Raw genomic sequence first — 18,718 nt, 5'->3', positions numbered from 1 at the left:
TTAGAAGTTTACATTTAAACCAAACATATAAGAACGTGCAGTTGGATAAGAAGCCATCCAAGTGTTGTCGTAATTGAGCACTTGCCTGATGTTAGAGAAGGTATGTAGGTTGTTCACACTAGCATTAAGGTCTATCCCACTCACACCTACTTTCTTAGCTATGCTTTGTGGAACCCTATACCCGAAAGTTATATTTCTAACTTGTAGGTAATTAACTTTTTTGTAGTAGCCATGCCCCTGGGTGTTGAGATAGCCAGGAGAAACTATCGTTGCATTTGGATTTTCCGGTGTCCAATAATTAGCGTCATGTACGTAATTAGTGATCCCGAAAGTCCATGCACCCATGTTAGCCATGTGATCGTCACGCCATACGCCGAAGACTCCGGTTACCAGTGCAGATGCGTAAAAATTCTTATAACTTAATCTATTGGAAAACGATGCTGTATAGCCTGGGTTTTTGGAGCCAATAATTTTTCTATCGGCAGCATTGATGGTTCCGTTACCATCTATATCCTCTAATTTTGCGGCACCTGCAGCGGCTCCTGGTTGCGATCCGTACTGCTCTCCATTTTGCCATATACCAACCATGTTATAGTCGTAAAAGACCCTTAATGGTTTACCGATAAACCAATTATTGTTGATATCATCGAGCCCATCTCCTCTCAGTTCTACAATCTTATCGCGGTTTAGAGAGAATACCGCTGTAGAGCTCCATTTAAAATTTCCTACATCTATATTGACTGTATTTAAAGTTACTTCAATACCTCTATTTTGAGTTTCACCGATATTATCCCAAATTCTGTTATAACCATTCATGATGGGAACGGTACGGGTCATCAACAAATCTTTTGTTCTAGAGCTGTAGGCATCAATTGTACCGCTTAGTCTATTTTTAAAAAGCTGAAAATCTACGCCCAAGTTTGTGGAATAGGTTGTCTCCCATTTCAAATTAGGATTACCCACTCCGTCACCAGCTAGATAAGCGGTGTTTACTGCTGTACCATTATCTCCCCAAATGTATTTTACATTTGAATAGAGACGATCTAATGTTCTATATGGTGTGATAGCTTGGTTACCGTTGGCACCATAAGAAACACGTAACTTTAACATATCTACCCACCCAACATTATCTTTTAAAAAGCTTTCTTCGCCAATATGCCAAGCACCAGCCGCCACGGGGAAAAACGCATATTTATTATTTACACCAAACACTGAAGCACCGTCACTACGTCCTGTTAAGGTAAGCAGATACTTTCCTTTATAACTATAGTTTAACCGACCCATGTAAGAAAGCAATGCAGTTTCTGATAATCCAGAGTCATTAATTATATTACGTGCAGCTGTATTCATCATGAAGTATTCTGTATCATCAGTTACAAAACCTTCTCCGCTTTGTGAAGAATTTACACTTTTAGTTTGCTGCATACTGAACAAACCGGTAGCGTCAAAACGGTGATCTCCAACCTCACGTTCATACTTTAACAAGTTCTCCCACGTGTAATCGTTATAATGCGAATTGTTAATAGAGGCTCTACCTCCTACTAAACCCGCTTGCTCTCTACCATCGAAAGTATCGCGGCCGAAGTAGGTTCCAGTAAAACCACTTCTATAATTGTATCCAAAATTTGACCTTACAGAAAGTCCTTTAACTGGCAATAATATATTGGCATAGCCAGAAAGGAAAAAGTTGCGATTAATTCTATCTTGAACAGCATTTACGTTACGCATCGGATTGGCGATAAGGGAATACTCCATCGGTTCTGGAACGTATCCGCCAGCTGCGTTTTTATAACTACCATAAGGGCTCTGCTTAATAGCATGTTCTATATTTGGTGTAACGCCTCCATCGCTTCTTTGTGTATACTGCATACCAACTCCAATGGTTAACCATTTATTGAAGGTTTGATCAAGGTTTGTAGTCATATTTAAACGGGACAAACGCGAGTTATACACTACACCATCTTGATCTAGCGCAGCAAGGGAAGCCATATATTTGGTGTTTTCCGTACCTCCAGAAATACTCAATTGGTGGTCCATTGTAACTGCTCTTCTAAAGATATAATCTTGCCAACTGTGTGTAATTCCATTTACATAGTTGCCACGTTCTGTAACACTGATGATATCTCCGGCAACAGGGTCTAATAAGTAGCCACTATACCCCTGCCTTAACCTACCAATATCCTGCTGAAATCTGATATATTCATTAGGTCCCATTACCTCAATTCGTTGCATTGGTTCGGCCATGCCTAGCTGTCCGCGGTAAGCGACTTGTGCTTTACCGAATGTGCCTCGTTTGGTTTGTATTAAGATAACGCCGTTAGAACCACGAGATCCATAAATTGCAACTGCTGAAGCATCTTTCAAAACACTTAAATTTTCAACGTTGTTAGGATCAATATCAGCAAGGGCACCACTGTACGGAATTCCATCTAGAATAATAAGCGGTGAATTATTAGCAGATATAGAGTTTTCGCCACGGATCAACAAGGTTTGCCCTGCACCAGGTGCCGCATTCCCAGAAGTGATGCTAAATCCCGCAACCTGGCCGACTAAGCGGTCCATTAAATTTGGTGTGGAAACCATATCCAACTGTTCTTTACCTACTACTGCTAATCCTCCAGTTAGATCTTTTTTCTTAGCAGTACCGTAACCCACTACCACCACTTGGTCTAGCATTTTATCTCCAGCCATCTTAACGTTGATGACGCCAGATGAGTTAACTTTTACTTCTTGATGGTCAAAACCTATGTAAGAGAAAGCCAAAGTAGCTGTTGATAACACCTGAATGGTATAGTTTCCATTTATATCAGTTGATGTTCCTTTACCAGTCCCTTTGATGAATACGGATACCCCCGTTAATACTTCTCCCTTTTCATCAGTGACTTTTCCTTTAACATTGACAAGGTCTTGTTGGGAATAGCTGTAGTTTATCGACAGCAAAAGCATGGCAACAATTATTAACCCGCTTTTGAGCTTGATGTGTAATTTTTTAATCATTTAAATTTATATATGGTTAGCATTAAATCTATAATTCACATCTTCTCTTCCAGGAAGTGAAGAATATATTGTTCATCTGAATTTTTCTCTAGACATCACTTTGAATTGGTTAAACTTCTACTTCTTTTAACCGATAGTAAAGATGATGTTGAATATGGGTAGCGCTTTAGGGAACTGAACAAATTTGATATATTATCGCGGAAACTGGCCGAAGACACCATTCTGAAAAATATGCCATATTACAAATAGTCTTGATACTGGCATTCCGAGTTCTGGGTAAGTTTAGAACAAAAAGTTTGGGTTTGCTATTAAACGCTTTGGTTATCGTTGAAATTGAGTTTTGCCATTCACTAGCAATTACTAAAATCACTGCTTTATTTCTCATACTTGGTTAGGTTTTTTATTTGGTTAAAACAAATCTATAGTACACATGCCCTACGGAGGGTTCGTTTTTGTACGAAAATGGTTTGGTTTTGTACATCTTCGAAAATAAATGCATTTTTTTCCAAATAAAGGAAGATTAACCTGGCAAGATTTATTTACCAAAGGTTTTTACGTTATCAACTGTGACAGTATAGCTATGCTGGACATCTATGGCTGCTCCCTCACCTGTATAGAAAATATCCCTAAAACTAGCTTCCGATATTCCTTTTGCTACGACCGGCTGTTGACTGACGATATTCCTAACAAATAGCCCTTTAATATTTCCCGTATACTCAACAACCAAGCCTTGCTTAGATAAAGCGTTGATTACCATATTTTCGATAAAAACATTTTTTATTCTAAGCTTCCCGATAGGCATGATACGAATGGCACGGTGTGAAATGGAATAGAAGTCTTGCCAATTCTGAAGATAAATGTTCGAAATATTATCTCTTTCTCCGGCATAGATTGAGCCACTTACCACATTCACATTTTCTTCTCCTGCCCCTACACCAGTATCAGTTAAACCAATATTAATAAAGTCGTCTCCGCTTTTGCCTTTACAATTGGAAATGATGATATTTTTGCAACCAAACCTAACGCCCAACCCATCTTGGTTCAGTAACTGTTTGTCTGCTCCAGCAATATTAACGACCTGTCTTACATCAAAAGTAATGTCGTTAACTTTGCCATTTGTACAACGTTCTAACACCAAGCCATGGGCGTGATAATCTTTCAACACAATGCCGCTTATCTCAAATACATCTACATGAGCGAGTATAATCGCATGATTACGCCACCCTCCTTTTTGGTTTTCGTTTGGTTTGCCGGCATCACTTCCGTAAGATTGGCCGTAGCCTTTGGGATTTATGGATAAGCTCTTGTTATGGTCTCCCGTAGACCGCGGATTGCTGGCACCTTCTAAGAGTACGTTACCTTTTCCAATTATCTTGATGTTTTTTATCGGTGTAATATCTACTTTACCCAAACCTGCATTTGCCGATCGAATAAAATTGTCCCTACACTTGTCAGATAATTTAATCTTACAGTTGTTTAGCTCGAGTTCGAAATCTCCAGGCAATAAAATGGCCTTATCTATCAGCCAGATATTTGTTTTTTCTACTGCATCATATTTCGGAATAACTACTTTTCCACTAATGTTTTTTGCATCATTTATCGCTCTTTGAATACGTTCTGACTGGGTGCCAGTCTTGTACATATTTGGACTGAGATAAATTTCATTCGGTTTACTGCTGTCTGCTATTAGAGATGTAAAACTATGCAATAACAAGTAGAGTGCTAATAATGCTTTTCGTGGAATTGTCATGATTATAATTTAATTTTGTTAGAATTATATAATTTAGAGTAAGAATATCGTTTTATTTAACGGTTGTCTACAACCTAATTTTTAATCTAGCTAGCGTCTCTAGGTAATAGTAATCCGCATAAGTAAGAGGGGCATCTACCTCAGACTTGAATGGATGCGCTCCTGTACTGTGTTTCAGTATAAAGGCTCCATTTTCGCCAATTTTTGCTGTATACGCTTCAGAAGCGAGTGTCCTTATCTGCGTATCAACAACCTGCATATATCTCTTTTTTAATTTGGCATCTACAAAATCGCCCAATTCTGTTAATGCCGAGGCCATGATGCAAGCTGCCGAAGCATCACGCGGAGTGTTTGGGATTTGCGGAGCATTGTAGTCCCAATATGGGATAAAGTCTTTAGGCATATTCGGATGGTTGATTAGAAAATCGGCAATATTTTTTGCTTGGTCTAGATAGCGTTTATCTTTCGTTTCACGATAGAGATAAGTATAGCCGTACAATCCCCAAGCTTGTCCGCGGCTCCAGGCCGACTCATCAAAAGCACCTTGATGTGTTTGCTTTAAATGAGGAATTCCAGTTTTTCGATCGTAAGATACAACGTGGTAGGAGCTAAAATCAGAGCGAAAATGATATTGCAGTGTATTATCAGCGTGTGAAATTGCAATTTTCTTAAAGCCATCATCTTTAGCATAATCAGCTGCCCAAAGCATCAGTTCCAAGTTCATTAGGTTATCAATAATTACGGGGTATTGCCAAACTGCAGTGTTGTGGTCCCAGGAACGAATCAACCCAACCGTCGGATGAAAACGAGTGGCCAGAGACTTAGCACCAGTTAGTAATACTTCTTTATAGCGCTCTTCGCCTGTAATACGCAAGCCATTTCCGAAACTGCAGTATAACATAAATCCAACATCATGATTGTCTGTGGTATATTTCTCCCTCTCTATTCTATCGGTATACATTTTAGCATATTTAAGCACTTCTTGATTTTTGCTTTGCTCAAAAAGGTACCATAGCGAGCCCGGGAAAAAACCGCTACACCACCATCTAGAATCAGATGAAATGTCTTTTCCATTTTCAAAGGACTTGGGAAGTCTACCTGGCTGACCTTCATACTTTTTCGCCATGATTAGACTTTGTTGTTCTGCTGTTTCGAAAGCTTGATCTACAACTTTCTTTAAGGATTGAGCATTGACTTGTAAAGCTGTGATTAGTGCTGTAAAAAGTAACAGAGAGAAGCATTTCCTCATATTGTTCATTTATTTTGATGTAAAACATTAATTATGATGTATTTAAAACAGTCTTTCGTTAAGATTTAACATCAGTACTAGTTTTCTACCTAATATTCTCAAAAATAGCATAAACACGATAGAAGAGGGTTCGTTTTCGTACAGAAATGGTTCGCTTTTGTACATTAGCAAAAAACTTGCTCTGCCGAAAAATCGTTAGGCTATTTTTTACCAGTAAGAGCCACTGATTTTTTCTTAAAGTCAGAAGGACTTAATTCGAATTGCTTTTTAAAGCACACGCTGAAATACTTGGCATTGTTAAATCCGGTTTTATAGGCGACTTCTGCAATGGTCAGATCTGATTTCTCCAATAAATAAGCACTTCTTTTTAATCGGATATTTAAAATAAACTCCTTGATGGACATACCCACGATATCATGAATTTTTTGATAGAGAATTGTCCGTCCAACATTCATATCAGATACAAAATCTTCTACCGAATAATTTGCATTTGCTATATTTTCTTCAATAACTTTCATTGCTTTAATCAGTAGTTCTTCATCCATGGAAGTTACTGTAACCTTGGCCGGATCAACCTGTATTCTCTTACTATACTTCTCTTTAAGTTCCTGCTGGTTTCTCAATATGGTTTCGGTCTGTTGCAATAGATAGTCAACATCAAAGGGCTTATCTATAAACACACTTGCCCCATATTCTAGTGCCTTGATTTTGTTCTGATTATCATCTCCGTTGCCAGAAATCATGATAATGGGGATATGACTGGTTTTAAAATTCTGTCTCAAGCTACGGCAAACCTCTAAACCATTACGGTTTGGCATTACCAAATCAGTAATGATCAATTGAGGATAGATCTTTTCTGCTTTAATCTGCCCTTCCATTCCATCACTTGCCGTATACACATTGTATCTTTCAGATAATCGCTGCTCCAGGTAGGCCCGCATTGCTGGATCATCCTCAATCAGCAGCAAACTATTTGCTTTTCTAGTGCTGCTTACTGCATTTTGCTGTTCAGTTGTATCTAATATAACATCATCAATTTCCGAAATCGTATAATCGTAAACGTTCGATTGCATATCACCCGATCCCGCCTGTATTTTTAGCGGCAGCATAATTGTGAATGAAACTTTGTCTGCCTTATTCACTATCCAGATTTTCCCTTCCAGCACATCAACCAGCTCTTTTACAATGGCTAGCCCCAGTCCAGAACTTTCCTCAAACGTAGGCCTATGTGACGATAGGCGATTAAAAGATGTAAAGAGTGTAGCTATTTGCTGTTCAGAAAATCCGTCGCCACTATTTAAAACTTCAATAGAAATATATTCATTACCCTGCCCGTCCAATTTTTGGAATAGTCTCTCCTTTTCCTCATTTGTTGAACCATAGATTCGCACCCCTACATAACCTTTATTTGGGGTATATTTTAATGCATTTGAGAAAAGATTAGTCAAGATCTTCTCGATAATATCATAATCAAAAGCTACATAGAGATTATCTTTATGTGCAGTAATATTGGTCTCAATTTCTTTTTTATTGGCATATAGTTCAAAAAGCCCAAAAACTTCTCTTACGAAATTGATAAAATCTCCAATTTGTGGATTAAGGGTGATTTTTTGACTCTCAATTTCGCGAAAGCGCAACAATTGACTAATCATTCTTTGTATTCGGGATACGTTTTTCTCTATCAAATCCATATATCCGACAGCATGATCATTAGCGGCCAAAGTTTCCTTTAGTTGTTTAAGAGGTTGAATCACCAGCGTTAGAGGTGTCTTCAAATCATGGGAGATATTGGTAAAAAAATGGGTCCGCGCTTCATTTAGCTCACGCATGTTCTTTTCCTTTAACGCTTCCAAAGCCAGTCTTTCCTTAAACACCTTTTTATTGGTGTAATATCGGGTGATGAAAAATAACAACGAAAACGCCACAGCACCATAAAAGCAATAAGCCCACCAAGACAGGAAAAATGGTGGATCCACGTGTATATAAAGCCGTGATATTTGATCTCCCCACAAACCGTCGTTATTAGATGCCTTTATTTCAAATGTGTAGTCGCCATTTGGAAGATTTAGAAACTGAACTGACCTTTGATTATTATGAATAATCTGCCATTCTTCTCCAAGACCTTTCATGCGGTATGCGAATTGGTTCTTATCTGCAGATAAATAGCTATCTGCCGAGAACATTATTTCTACATTGGATTGCTTACTAGAAAGCCGTATTCTATCACGTTTTTGGTTAGATAAACTTGACACGTCTTTTGAAAGTGCCGAAGGTTGAGAGTCAAATGTAACTTCCTTATTGTTCAATAAAAATTTTGTAAAAAAAACTCTAGGCTTTTGTGGATTTTTATTTAAATAGGCAGGATCAAAAAGCAAGAAACCGTTGGTACCACCAAATAACATTTCGCCTTTACTGGTTTTGTAAGCAGCACGTATATAGAAGGAACCGCAGCTATTTTCCTGATAAAATCTCGCCTTTTCAAATATCTTCAGTTTCCAATCATAGTAATAAAGTCCGTCACCAGTGCTTAACCAAACGTTATTAGAGGAAGTATCTTCCAATATACCAAATACCATTTTTGCAGGAAAACCATTACTACTATTGTAATTTAAATAAGTACCATCAGCTTTCAAAACATTCACTCCTTTCCCTAAAGTGCCTACCCACAAATCGCCATTTGCAGTTTTATAATAACTACCCAGATAGTTAGCAGAATAGGATAAATCTTTTACCAGATAATGTTTAAGTACTTTTAGCGTACTGCGATCAACAATAAATAAACCTTGATGGGTTATTAATCGGAGATTGTTTTGCTTATCAAGGTCTATCGCCTCTACTTCCAAATTCAATTTTTTATTGTCCGTCCCAACAACGTTAATCATTTCTACAGCACCTTGGCCAGATCTCTTGTAAAGGAATGGTCTATCGGGATCGGTCATCCACCATGTGTCTTCAACATCATTTACAAAGTCGTAAACGGTAAGCAACTGTTTACTTTCTGGAGAAATGAAATTAAGATCTTTGAATTTTTTCTGGCTTAGATCATAAGAGGTAATGCCACCATTAAAGCCAGAAATAAGCAAATGTTTATTTTCTTGATCGAACTTTAAGCGCTTGATCATATTCGAATTTATGGAGTTACCCTGTGATTTCATAAAATGAGTGAAGGTATCGCTTTTTCTGTTCCAGTAATTGAGACCACCACCTTCTGTACCAATCCAAATATCGCCGTGATGATCTTCTTGAAAGCTACTTATAATAGGATGATTTAAACCTCCAAGACTGGGATTAAAATAGCGCACCCGAGAATCATATAAGGAACAATAGGCTATCTTTCCCCCATAAGTTCCTATCCATGCTCCTTGGTCCGGATCTGCATAAATGGTCCAGATTGAGTTATTAGGCAGTGAGAAAGCATCATTTAAATTCATCCGCAAAAAGTCGCCACTTTTTTTAGCGGGATCGTAAAGAAAAAGTCCAGCCTGGGTAGCTACCCATATCACCTCCGTTTGATCCATGAATAGTTTCTTGGACAGTACAGACTGTTTTCCAAAAGTTATTGGAATATGATCCTTTACCAACCCCGTTGCATCTGTGACATAAATCCCTCCGCGTTGAGTTAGGAAATAATATAACCCTCTATATTCTAAAGCATCAGCTACTTGATTTACCGATTCTTGAAAATTTGCGAACGGGACTAAACGACGTTTTGCCATCTCGACTTTGTGCAAAAGTGCATCTTGACTGATGTAAACGTTACCCTTTAAGCTAATTAGATTGTTGAAGAATTTGTTTTTGGGTAAGGGGAAACCAATTAATTTATTATTTACCTGATCGTAACACACTAAGCTATCACCAGAAAGCATATAAAGTTTGCCATCGTCGTTTAAACATATAGAACGTATTTTTCCTGGCACAACTAATTTGAAGGAAAATTTCTCGTAATCGAATTTCAACAGACCATGCCCCGTTCCTAAAAATAGGTTACCCTTTTTATCTCTAATTAATGAGCCGTATCCCCATTTTAGTTTTGGTTGTATAGCAAATACGATATCGTTTAGTTGATAAAAACTATTACCATCGTACATAAAAAGCGCATCCGGTCCAGTGTACCACATTCTGCCTAAGCTATCTTTTGCGATACTTTGTATCCCGCCGTAATACGAAGTTTCAGGCATCACATGAAACCTATACTTTGAAATATCAATAGCAAAAACGCCTTGTAAAAAGATAACTACAAAAATAGCAATTAGGCTGAATTTTTTCATCTGACCAGAAATCGGTTTGTCATAAATTCCATAAATCTTAAATCCTCAATCTACAATTTATATTTTAACTTTCTTGTTTTAAACACTGATATTGTAATCACCAGCTTCGAGAAAGCGTTTTCCATTTCCATCAACACAAGCTAAGATCGTAAGTCCCATAACCTTCTTCATAATTGGTTCTTCTATTATGAAATAGGCTTTTACGCCAATTTAATTGTCTTTTGTTGGTTTTTTTTCAGCTTAAAAACGATGATTTCAATTTCACCCGGCACCAGATCATTTACCGGAATTTATATGGAGCGTTGTATCTCTTCTTCCCATAGCAACCTAGATATTTTGATTGATCCATACTTATCCCATTCCAACCAGATCTATTTACACAGATATTTTTCAAGTATTGAACTTAAATTCGCTTTTAAAAAACCCGGAATTAGTGTGTTTTCAATCCTAAACCCCTTGTCTAGCAGGTTCTAGATAACTTAGATTCTCCAACCAGGCAGGTTATTTAATGCTATCATAATATTCCTTCATCAGGTACCAAGCTTTTTTCCTATATCCCTGATCAGATACCAATCCCTTACGGTTCCAACCTTGTTGATTGGTTGGATGGAAGCGGAAAGGTGAACGAAAATCAAATAATACCCAAGGTGAAGTTCCCCTGAGGTTGGGGATGTGCCTAAACATTTCCAAATTTTCCCTGTACAGCGTAGCTTGGTAATCCTCACTCCATGAACTTACTAAATCTGCGTCTCCGTTTCTGCCATACATTGCCTCTCCACCAAATTCTGAAATGATTAACGGCTGCCCCTTTGCCACATCCCAAATGGCTTTATCCGGCGATATTGGCCATTGGTGGTACCATCCCATATATTTGTTAACGGCTACCACATCGAGTTCTTTGATGAAAGGATCATTCATCACAAACACTTGTCTTTCACGATCAAAACGGACCAGGTCGAATGCCGCGGTAATCAGTCTAGTGGTGTCAATAGTTTTACATTTTTCTATCAGGTATTTCAGAAATGCATTCCTAAGTTCGGAAGGCTGTGTTTCGTTAGCTACACCCCAGAAAGCTAAAGCACAGCGGTTTTTATCACGCATCACCATTTCGGTCATCATTTTGCCAGCCTTTTCCCTAGTTGCATCATTTTTAAAATCGATACCTTGCCAAATTGGAATTTCCTCCCAAAGTAAAAAGCCCATTTTTTCCGCCATTCTTACGATATATTCATTTTGCGGATAGTGCGCCAATCGGATCATGTTACATCCCAAAGCTTTAGCTTCCGATAACAACATTACTGCATCTGCTGGTGAAAAAGCCCGCCCTTCACGTTGTGGGATTTCTTCATGGAATGATATTGACTTTAAGAATATTGGTTTGTCATTCAGATAAACATTTTCTCCTTTTACCCAGATATTACGGAAACCTATCTCCTCTTCCACCTTATCCTTTCCTGTCGAAACTTTGACATTATACAGTTTAGGGATAGTAGGTGACCAACGCTGCATCTTTTTAGCAATAAACGAAGTTTTTATTTCGCCATTCGCATCGGTTTTAAGCGTTTGCTTAATTCTCAATTCTGGCATTTCTATAGTCACAGATGTATTGGCTACTTTTTCGGAAAGTTTCACTGTGGCATCTATCTTATCTGCCTTAAATTTATCTAACTGGATAAAATAATCTTCTATAAAGACATTTGGTGTACTAACTAAAAATACATCACGTGTAATACCGCCATAATTCCACCAATCGAATGCCATTGCCGGAATGGCATCAACCGTACGTGTGTTGTTTACTTCTACCGTCAGAAAATTGTCTTTTTCTTTTACCGCATCGGTTACTTCTATTTGAAACGGCGTAAAACCACCTTCATGCTTCCCAATTGCCTTTCCGTTAAGATAGATGATACAACGATAGCTAACCCCTCCAAAGTATAGGAAAAGGCGTTTATCAATTTGTTTTTCTACATCAAACCTACGAGCATACCAAATAGTGCCTTCGTAGTATTTAAGCTCGGCCATTTGGCTGTTCCAATCTGAAGGTACGTTCAAACGGTAGCCATTTTCAAAAGAATACTCATAGAAATCTGTTTTGCTCTCTGGTTTTTTATTGAGATAGATTTTGTTTTTTTTACCCTGATCATACAAGTCAATAATCGCATCCCATTTACCATTTAGCGACTGCACATTGCGTCCATAAACATTTATCATGGTCTGCTGTGCGGCCAGTTTAGAAAAAGTTAATGTAAAAAAAACAACAAGTACGATGTTAAATGTTTTCATCTTCATAATCAGTAAGGCATTTATTTCTTGAATATTTTCATCACAAGACCACCACCTGCTGCCATAGACAGTGTCATTTTACGATGCCTCGGAAAGCTCCTATTGTACATGTAGGTCATTAAGTTTTATCCATCCATAAGCTGTCTCATCGCCATCAACAGCTAGCTTTATGCCCGGTTGATTTTGTTTCCTGGTATTCACAATTGCTACTGCCCAAGAATAATTACCTTTCGGAAGATCGACCTTAGTTTTGAAATCGTAAGTTGTTGGATTATTTTTTAACCACTTAGAAGGTTCGCTATCTTTGTCAACAAACAGTTGTTTGACTTTATTGTCGGTATCTAATATTGCAAAGGCAACTTTATATTTGTAGTTCCATTGCGGAATATTATTAGGGCAATATCCCCAACCCGTATTTTGCCAACGATGCGTAATTGTTGTCAAGGTGCCCGATTTAATGTTTTTTGGAAGACTGATTTGATCTGGATATAAGCGATAACCACCCTCAGAAATAAAACCTTGCACCAAAGAAAAGGCCTTTTCAAACCATGAATCAGTATCTCCCGAACGGAAATCCATCATATTTACACGTGCCTCTGCCGAAGCCTCAAACTCGCCCTTTCTCACATCTTCTGCATGAGCTTCTCGATATTTTCCACTAGGATCTATCCAATAACGATGCGTGCGAGTAGTGATCCATCCACCTTCCATTATAATTGGCCGTTTAAAGTTCCATTTCTTGGCAAAATTCTTTTCCCAGTCTTGATAATAACCTGTCATACCGAAAGCATCATGGCGTAAACTATAACCTTTATTAATTGCTTTAACTAAAAGTCTTTCGCTATTTGGATTAGCTGGTGCCCAACTCTCTGGGTGACCTACCAAGCGGTGATAATTGATCACTAAGGGAACTTTAGTAAAGGTTCGAGCATATAAATCAGTTACCCAATCCAACACTTCTTCTTTCAATTTCTCTGTATCTTCGGCCACAGCCGTCTCTGGATCTTGATAAACTACATGATGTGCCTCGCCCCACTTTCCCAAACCATAAGCATCAATAAACGATGTCCGGTCAGGACGGTTGAATTCTTTAGCGAAGGCTTCTATGAATTTGGTATAGTATTTTCTGAATACCGGATCTTGAGGGTAGGGTGTCTGCCTATCGGGATGCTCTTTGTTTTCAAGATAATATTTTGCTCCAGCATTGAATACGAATTGAGGCGTATTTTGGCCTTGGTCGCGTCCATCAACAACAATTCGAAAAGCTATAGGCAAGCCTCTCTTTTGCGCACCCTTTATCAGTTTTCCAACCTTAGATTTTGGATCATTCCATGCGTAAACTCCATCACTAGGGTTTAACGAAGACCAACTTGTACGTATATAACATGCAGACGCATAATCTATCGCCTTTACCTTCTTCCCTAGGTCAGGCACAAAAAATTCAGTGTCCCAATAAGATTCATCTGCATTACGCGAGGCATACATTACCCAACCATTTAACGGATTGCGCAATACCGAAATGCTATCATATTTTGGCTTTAACAACAGGTAATCATTAATGCCATCATCCTTTCCCTTATCATATTTTTGGGAGTAAGCCAATGCTGGAACACATAATAATAAAGTCAGCGCAATTCGGGTTATTCTTTTAAGTCTTAACTTATCGCTCATTTTCGTACTGGAGTTTGTTTTAAATTATATTATAAGTCAATTGCCAAATCGTTTAAAGAATTGACCCAATCCGTCGGATTTAAATTGAAAAAAAATGCCTATTAAATATGGCTACCCCATTTGGCGTCAAGGTTCCGAAATAAGAGAAAAACAAGGCTTTTATCCAGCGGTGTTTATTTTTCATACATTTATTTGGTTAGTGGTTACAAGTAAGCCTTAATTAAGATTAAGATGTTTAGCAGTGAACAGGTTAACAAAACATTCACTCCTTTGCAGTACAAAAGTAGCTTTTCAGACCTGTGAAGATGGTATTGATTTGTTCAGAAATGGTTCGTTTTTGTACAGAAAGGTTTTGTTTATGATAATTAATATAAACTTCTCTGTAGTGAGTGTACAATTAAAACTAGTATTGTGAATATTAAATCGGAAACTAAAAATCAATAACAGGTTCTTTTATGGAATCTTGGTCAAAACCCTGCTCGTATTTATTATCTATACTTCCCTTAAATCTTATGCATTCATTATTCAACGGTCGTATTTAACTGTTAGCATTAAATAAGGCTCGCTATAGATCTAACGAAGTTTTCGCCAAGTGGACTTGTTTCGAGTATCTTATCAATCTCTTAGAAAGAAGGCATGGTATAAACTATGACCAAATAGAAATAATGAGCGTGAGCGTCATTGACAGAATAAGCCGACCTGAAGAGTAGCACCTCGGTTAGTAAATAAAAAGGGCCGAATCGCAATGATTCGGCCCTTTTTATTGAATCGATAACTATTAACAACGAATGTCGTTCCAATATGTTCCAAGATCTGATTCATCAATTAAGATGACACAGAACATTCTATAGCTAATTCTTAAATATGTATCGCCCTGTTTTCAGTTGCAGCCATTGCCGCTTCTTTCAACGCTTCCGTATAAGTAGGGTGTGCATGACAAATTCTGGCAATATCCTCTGCTGATGCACGGAACTCCATAGCCACTACAGCTTCTGCAATCATATCTGCAGCACGCGGCCCAATCATGTGTACACCTAATATTTCATCTGTTGTTGCATCTGCAAGAACTTTTACAAAACCATCTGTATCCATACTGGCTTTAGCACGTCCGCTTGCTTTGAAAGGGAAAGAACCTGCTTTGTATTTGGTTCCTTTTTCTTTCAACTGCTCTTCGGTATAACCTACTGAAGCTACTTCTGGCCAGGTATAAACTACACCCGGAATCAGGTTGTAATTGATATGTGGTTTTTGACCAACAATACGTTCCGCTACATAAACACCTTCATCTTCTGCTTTATGTGCAAGCATGGCACCTTTAATCACATCGCCGATTGCATAAACACCAGGAACCGAAGTTTCTAAATGTTCATTTACCGGGATCTTATTGCCACGGTCTTCCGTTTTGATGCCAATATTTTCTAAACCTAATCCTTCTGTATAAGCCGTACGCCCAACAGCAACAATACAGTAATCAGCTTCCAGTTTCACTTGTTCGCCTTTAGCGTTGTCGGCTGTAACAAAAACTTTATCACCTTCTACACTAGCACCAGTTACTTTATGGTTCATAAAAAACTCCATGCCCAAAGATTTCTTCAGCACCCGTTGCAATTCTTTTCCTAAGCCAGCATCCATGGTCCCGATCAGAGACGGTAAATACTCAACCACTGAAACTTTAGTACCCAGACGGGCATATACAGAACCTAACTCTAAACCAATTACCCCACCACCAATAACAATCATTTGTTTTGGCACTTCGGTAATGTTTAAAGCTTCAGTTGAAGTAATGATGCGTTTTTTATCGATAGGTAAAAAAGGAAGTGTAGTAGGTTTTGATCCTGATGCGATAATCACATTTTTTGCGGTGATAGTTTCCGAGCTACCGTCATCTTTAGTGATTTTGATCGTGTTTTTATCAACAAAAGAACCCAGGCCCTGAAAGCTGTCGATTTTATTCTTTTTAAACAGGTATTGAATACCAGCTGTATTTTGCGAAACAACATCATCCTTGCGGGCAATCATTTGTGGCATGTCCACTGACAAATCTTTCAGTGCAATACCATGGGTAGCGAAGGAATGTGCTGCATTATGAAAATGCTCTGACGAATCTAACAATGCCTTTGAAGGAATACAACCTACATTTAAACAGGTACCACCAAAAGTTTTATATTTCTCTATTACTGCTGTTTTCAAGCCTAGTTGAGCACATCTAATGGCGCCAACATAACCACCAGGACCGGAACCAATAACAACTACATCATATTGCATATCTCAAAAGTTTTTTTTTGTAAAACAAAGTTAATAATCCAAATAGAAATACAGCATCAGGCTGGACATATTCTCATTTTATGAGTATAAGCTGACTTGTACGCAGAACACCCGCCCTGGTTTCCCGGTTCAGAAACTTCCCTTTAATACGGGTAATGGGATAAAACCGGAATGTTTTTAGGGTTTGTCCCTGGAGGCCAGCATCATTGAGTTGTGACAATATTTCGGTATCCCCATAAACCAAATAGGGTTTTTGAGGCAGCTGCTGCTGTTCATTTGTCCGGTAATAATAAAGTGGCTGGTCTATATAAAAGTCGATAGCATAGGAATAACCATTGACTACTTTTACAACCGGCAGCTGAGGCATGTTATGTTTATTGATATAAAAAGCCGCCTCACTATCTGCCTGATAAGTAGTCAGCACAGGATAATAACACCAATTAAAATAAAAGTTGATCAGGAAAGCCACAGCGGCCGACTGGAAATATATTTTATAGCGCCCCAGATTGCTATACCTGGCAGTGATAAAAATAAGCACAAGGCAAAAAACCATTGAAATTACAAAAGGGATGCTGTATTGTTCAGGTTCGAAATAGTAATCCAGCACCATGATCACCAACACCATTAGAGAAATGATGATACCCTGTATAATTCTGGTCGCTTTGAGTGCAGCTGGTGATTCCAGATTATAAATGTATTGCGCAGTTATGATGGCAAAGAAGGGAAACAGAATGTTCAGGTAATGAGGTAACTGAAATTCTGTGAGGGAGAAGATGAGGAAAGTGAAACCGGCACCACAGAGGGTATACCACTCGGCTCTTTGAGGTTGCTTAACGTATTTCCGTAGGTATCGGACCACCGCGATATAAAATAAAATTGCCCAGGGAAGGAAGGCCCAAAGCGTAGTGTGCAGAAAAAAGAAAGGATCACCACCTGTTTTCTTAATGGGCCCGGTGTTAAAGAACCTCCCAAACTGACTATCCCAAAAGAAGAATTTTAAGCCGGACACATTCGTTTTACCAAATACAACTTTCTCGGGGTGCAGGTCAAATTGCTGGTATAAACACCATAATTCCGGAACTATAAAAAGGAGGATGAATACCGCAGCTAAAAGCCAGCGCAGGTTAAAAAGCAGCTTCCATTGTTTGGTGATAATTAAATGTCCGGCAATTGCTGCTGCAATAGGTATTAAAGCAAAGATGCCCTTCGTCATGACTGCACAAGCGGCAAAAATACTGCCCAGTAACAAATGCCAAAACCAATTGCCGTGAGCTGAATCACTGCTACTTTTATTAATAGCACCTGCCGCTTTTGATATCAGCCCTGTTGACCTGTAAAAATGAAAGACCGCAGCAATAATTAATCCTGTTAGGTAGGGTTCTGCCCTTACATCGTTATTTGAAATGATGATGTGCTGGGCGGTTAATAAAATTAGAACTGCCCATAAACCAATTTCTTTATGATAAAGGTCCTTGGCAAACTTATAAGTATAAACGGCCCCCATCATCATAAAAAGGATAGCCGGAAGTTTATAAGCCCAGGTGCTGATGCCAAAAAGCTTAAAGGATATCGCAGCAACCCAAAAGGGGAAATGAGGTTTATCAAGCCAGTCGCGCCCCTCACTGGTCAATGATATAAAATCTTTGTTAATCACCATGTTTTTGGCAATGGATGCATACAAAGCGCCATCAGGACTGATAATTGTGATCCCTAAACCGCTGAAATTGATTAAAACAGCCAGGCCAATAAACCCATAAAGCCATTTAATCCGATTACTGCTCGCTAATACTTCCATTACAGATCCGTAGTTTGTGATTTTGATTTAAAAATAAAAAAGTAATTGACACTGAAATTCCAAATGAACACAAGTCCTACTGCGATGACTTTACTGAAGTAAAAGTTTAATGACAATAAATGATTAAATACATACACAATGAGTGTGTTCAGCAACAAACCAATCACAGATACGGTGGCAAATCCTGCAAACTGTCTGGCCATTTTAGCCTTGCTCTGGAAAGTCCAGACCCGGTTGATTAAATAATTGCTGATGACGGCAACCGTAAAACCGATGGCATTGGCAAGAAATTTATTGATGAATAACACATCTTTAAATAACCAGGTAACAGAAAAATCCAATACCATACCAGATAATCCGGTGACCCCAAATTTCATAAAAGATATTAATCGATTACGCTTCATTCGTCAGACAATAGGTGACTGGATGTAAAAATACAA

Annotated in this window: 9 protein-coding genes; all 9 read right to left on the bottom strand. The window is 38.4% G+C overall.

The genetic code is table 11. The features are described from left to right. Positions 1-2,997: a SusC/RagA family TonB-linked outer membrane protein gene (locus WG905_RS04770; RefSeq protein ID WP_339590563.1), complete on the bottom strand. Its 2,997-nt coding sequence runs from the start codon at positions 2,995-2,997 to the stop codon at positions 1-3. A gap of 535 nt (positions 2,998-3,532) precedes the next feature. Further along, positions 3,533-4,747 (bottom strand): glycosyl hydrolase family 28 protein, encoded by a 1,215-nt coding sequence (locus tag WG905_RS04765; RefSeq protein ID WP_339590562.1) that lies wholly within the window; start codon positions 4,745-4,747, stop codon positions 3,533-3,535. A gap of 67 nt (positions 4,748-4,814) precedes the next feature. Further along, the gene (locus WG905_RS04760; RefSeq protein ID WP_339590561.1) at positions 4,815-5,996 is read right to left on the bottom strand and encodes a glycoside hydrolase family 88 protein; all 1,182 of its coding nucleotides are present in this window, start codon (positions 5,994-5,996) and stop codon (positions 4,815-4,817) included. Positions 5,997-6,196: 200 nt separating this feature from the next. Continuing rightward, positions 6,197-10,264 carry a hybrid sensor histidine kinase/response regulator transcription factor gene (locus tag WG905_RS04755; RefSeq protein ID WP_339590560.1) on the bottom strand — a complete coding sequence of 1,356 codons (4,068 nt, stop codon included), beginning with the start codon at positions 10,262-10,264 and terminating at the stop codon, positions 6,197-6,199. 501 nt (positions 10,265-10,765) lie between these two features. Next, entirely contained in the window at positions 10,766-12,553 is a 1,788-nt protein-coding gene (locus WG905_RS04750) for a glycoside hydrolase family 2 protein (RefSeq protein WP_339590559.1), read from the bottom strand. A 93-nt stretch (positions 12,554-12,646) separates the two neighbouring features. After that, on the bottom strand, positions 12,647-14,218 hold the full coding sequence (locus WG905_RS04745; RefSeq protein WP_339590558.1) for a DUF4832 domain-containing protein: 1,572 nt from the start codon (positions 14,216-14,218) through the stop codon (positions 12,647-12,649). A gap of 858 nt (positions 14,219-15,076) precedes the next feature. Next, positions 15,077-16,483 carry a dihydrolipoyl dehydrogenase gene (lpdA, locus tag WG905_RS04740; protein ID WP_339590557.1) on the bottom strand — a complete coding sequence of 469 codons (1,407 nt, stop codon included), beginning with the start codon at positions 16,481-16,483 and terminating at the stop codon, positions 15,077-15,079. A 73-nt stretch (positions 16,484-16,556) separates the two neighbouring features. Continuing rightward, entirely contained in the window at positions 16,557-18,278 is a 1,722-nt protein-coding gene (locus tag WG905_RS04735) for an ArnT family glycosyltransferase (RefSeq protein ID WP_339590556.1), read from the bottom strand. Beyond that, positions 18,278-18,655, bottom strand: a complete 378-nt coding sequence (locus WG905_RS04730; RefSeq protein WP_339590555.1) for a GtrA family protein — start codon at positions 18,653-18,655, stop codon at positions 18,278-18,280. Before WG905_RS04730 ends, WG905_RS04735 begins: the two co-directional genes overlap by 1 nt. Between the last annotated feature and the right edge of the window lie 63 nt (positions 18,656-18,718).

The sequence above is a fragment of the Pedobacter immunditicola genome, from assembly GCF_037482985.1.
Lineage (GTDB): Bacteria > Bacteroidota > Bacteroidia > Sphingobacteriales > Sphingobacteriaceae > Pedobacter > Pedobacter immunditicola.
This window is presented reverse-complemented; position numbering and strand designations above follow the sequence as displayed.

Excerpts from the sequence above, each read along its gene's own strand:
- WG905_RS04770 (WP_339590563.1), bottom strand. The coding sequence starts at position 2,997 with ATGATTAAAAAATTACACATCAAGCTCAAAAGCGGGTTAATAATTGTT.
- WG905_RS04745 (WP_339590558.1), bottom strand. The coding sequence starts at position 14,218 with ATGAGCGATAAGTTAAGACTTAAAAGAATAACCCGAATTGCGCTGACT.
- WG905_RS04760 (WP_339590561.1), bottom strand. The coding sequence starts at position 5,996 with ATGAGGAAATGCTTCTCTCTGTTACTTTTTACAGCACTAATCACAGCT.
- WG905_RS04735 (WP_339590556.1), bottom strand. The coding sequence starts at position 18,278 with ATGGAAGTATTAGCGAGCAGTAATCGGATTAAATGGCTTTATGGGTTT.
- WG905_RS04750 (WP_339590559.1), bottom strand. The coding sequence starts at position 12,553 with ATGAAGATGAAAACATTTAACATCGTACTTGTTGTTTTTTTTACATTA.
- WG905_RS04730 (WP_339590555.1), bottom strand. The coding sequence starts at position 18,655 with ATGAAATTTGGGGTCACCGGATTATCTGGTATGGTATTGGATTTTTCT.
- WG905_RS04765 (WP_339590562.1), bottom strand. The coding sequence starts at position 4,747 with ATGACAATTCCACGAAAAGCATTATTAGCACTCTACTTGTTATTGCAT.
- WG905_RS04755 (WP_339590560.1), bottom strand. The coding sequence starts at position 10,264 with ATGAAAAAATTCAGCCTAATTGCTATTTTTGTAGTTATCTTTTTACAA.
- lpdA (WP_339590557.1), bottom strand. The coding sequence starts at position 16,483 with ATGCAATATGATGTAGTTGTTATTGGTTCCGGTCCTGGTGGTTATGTT.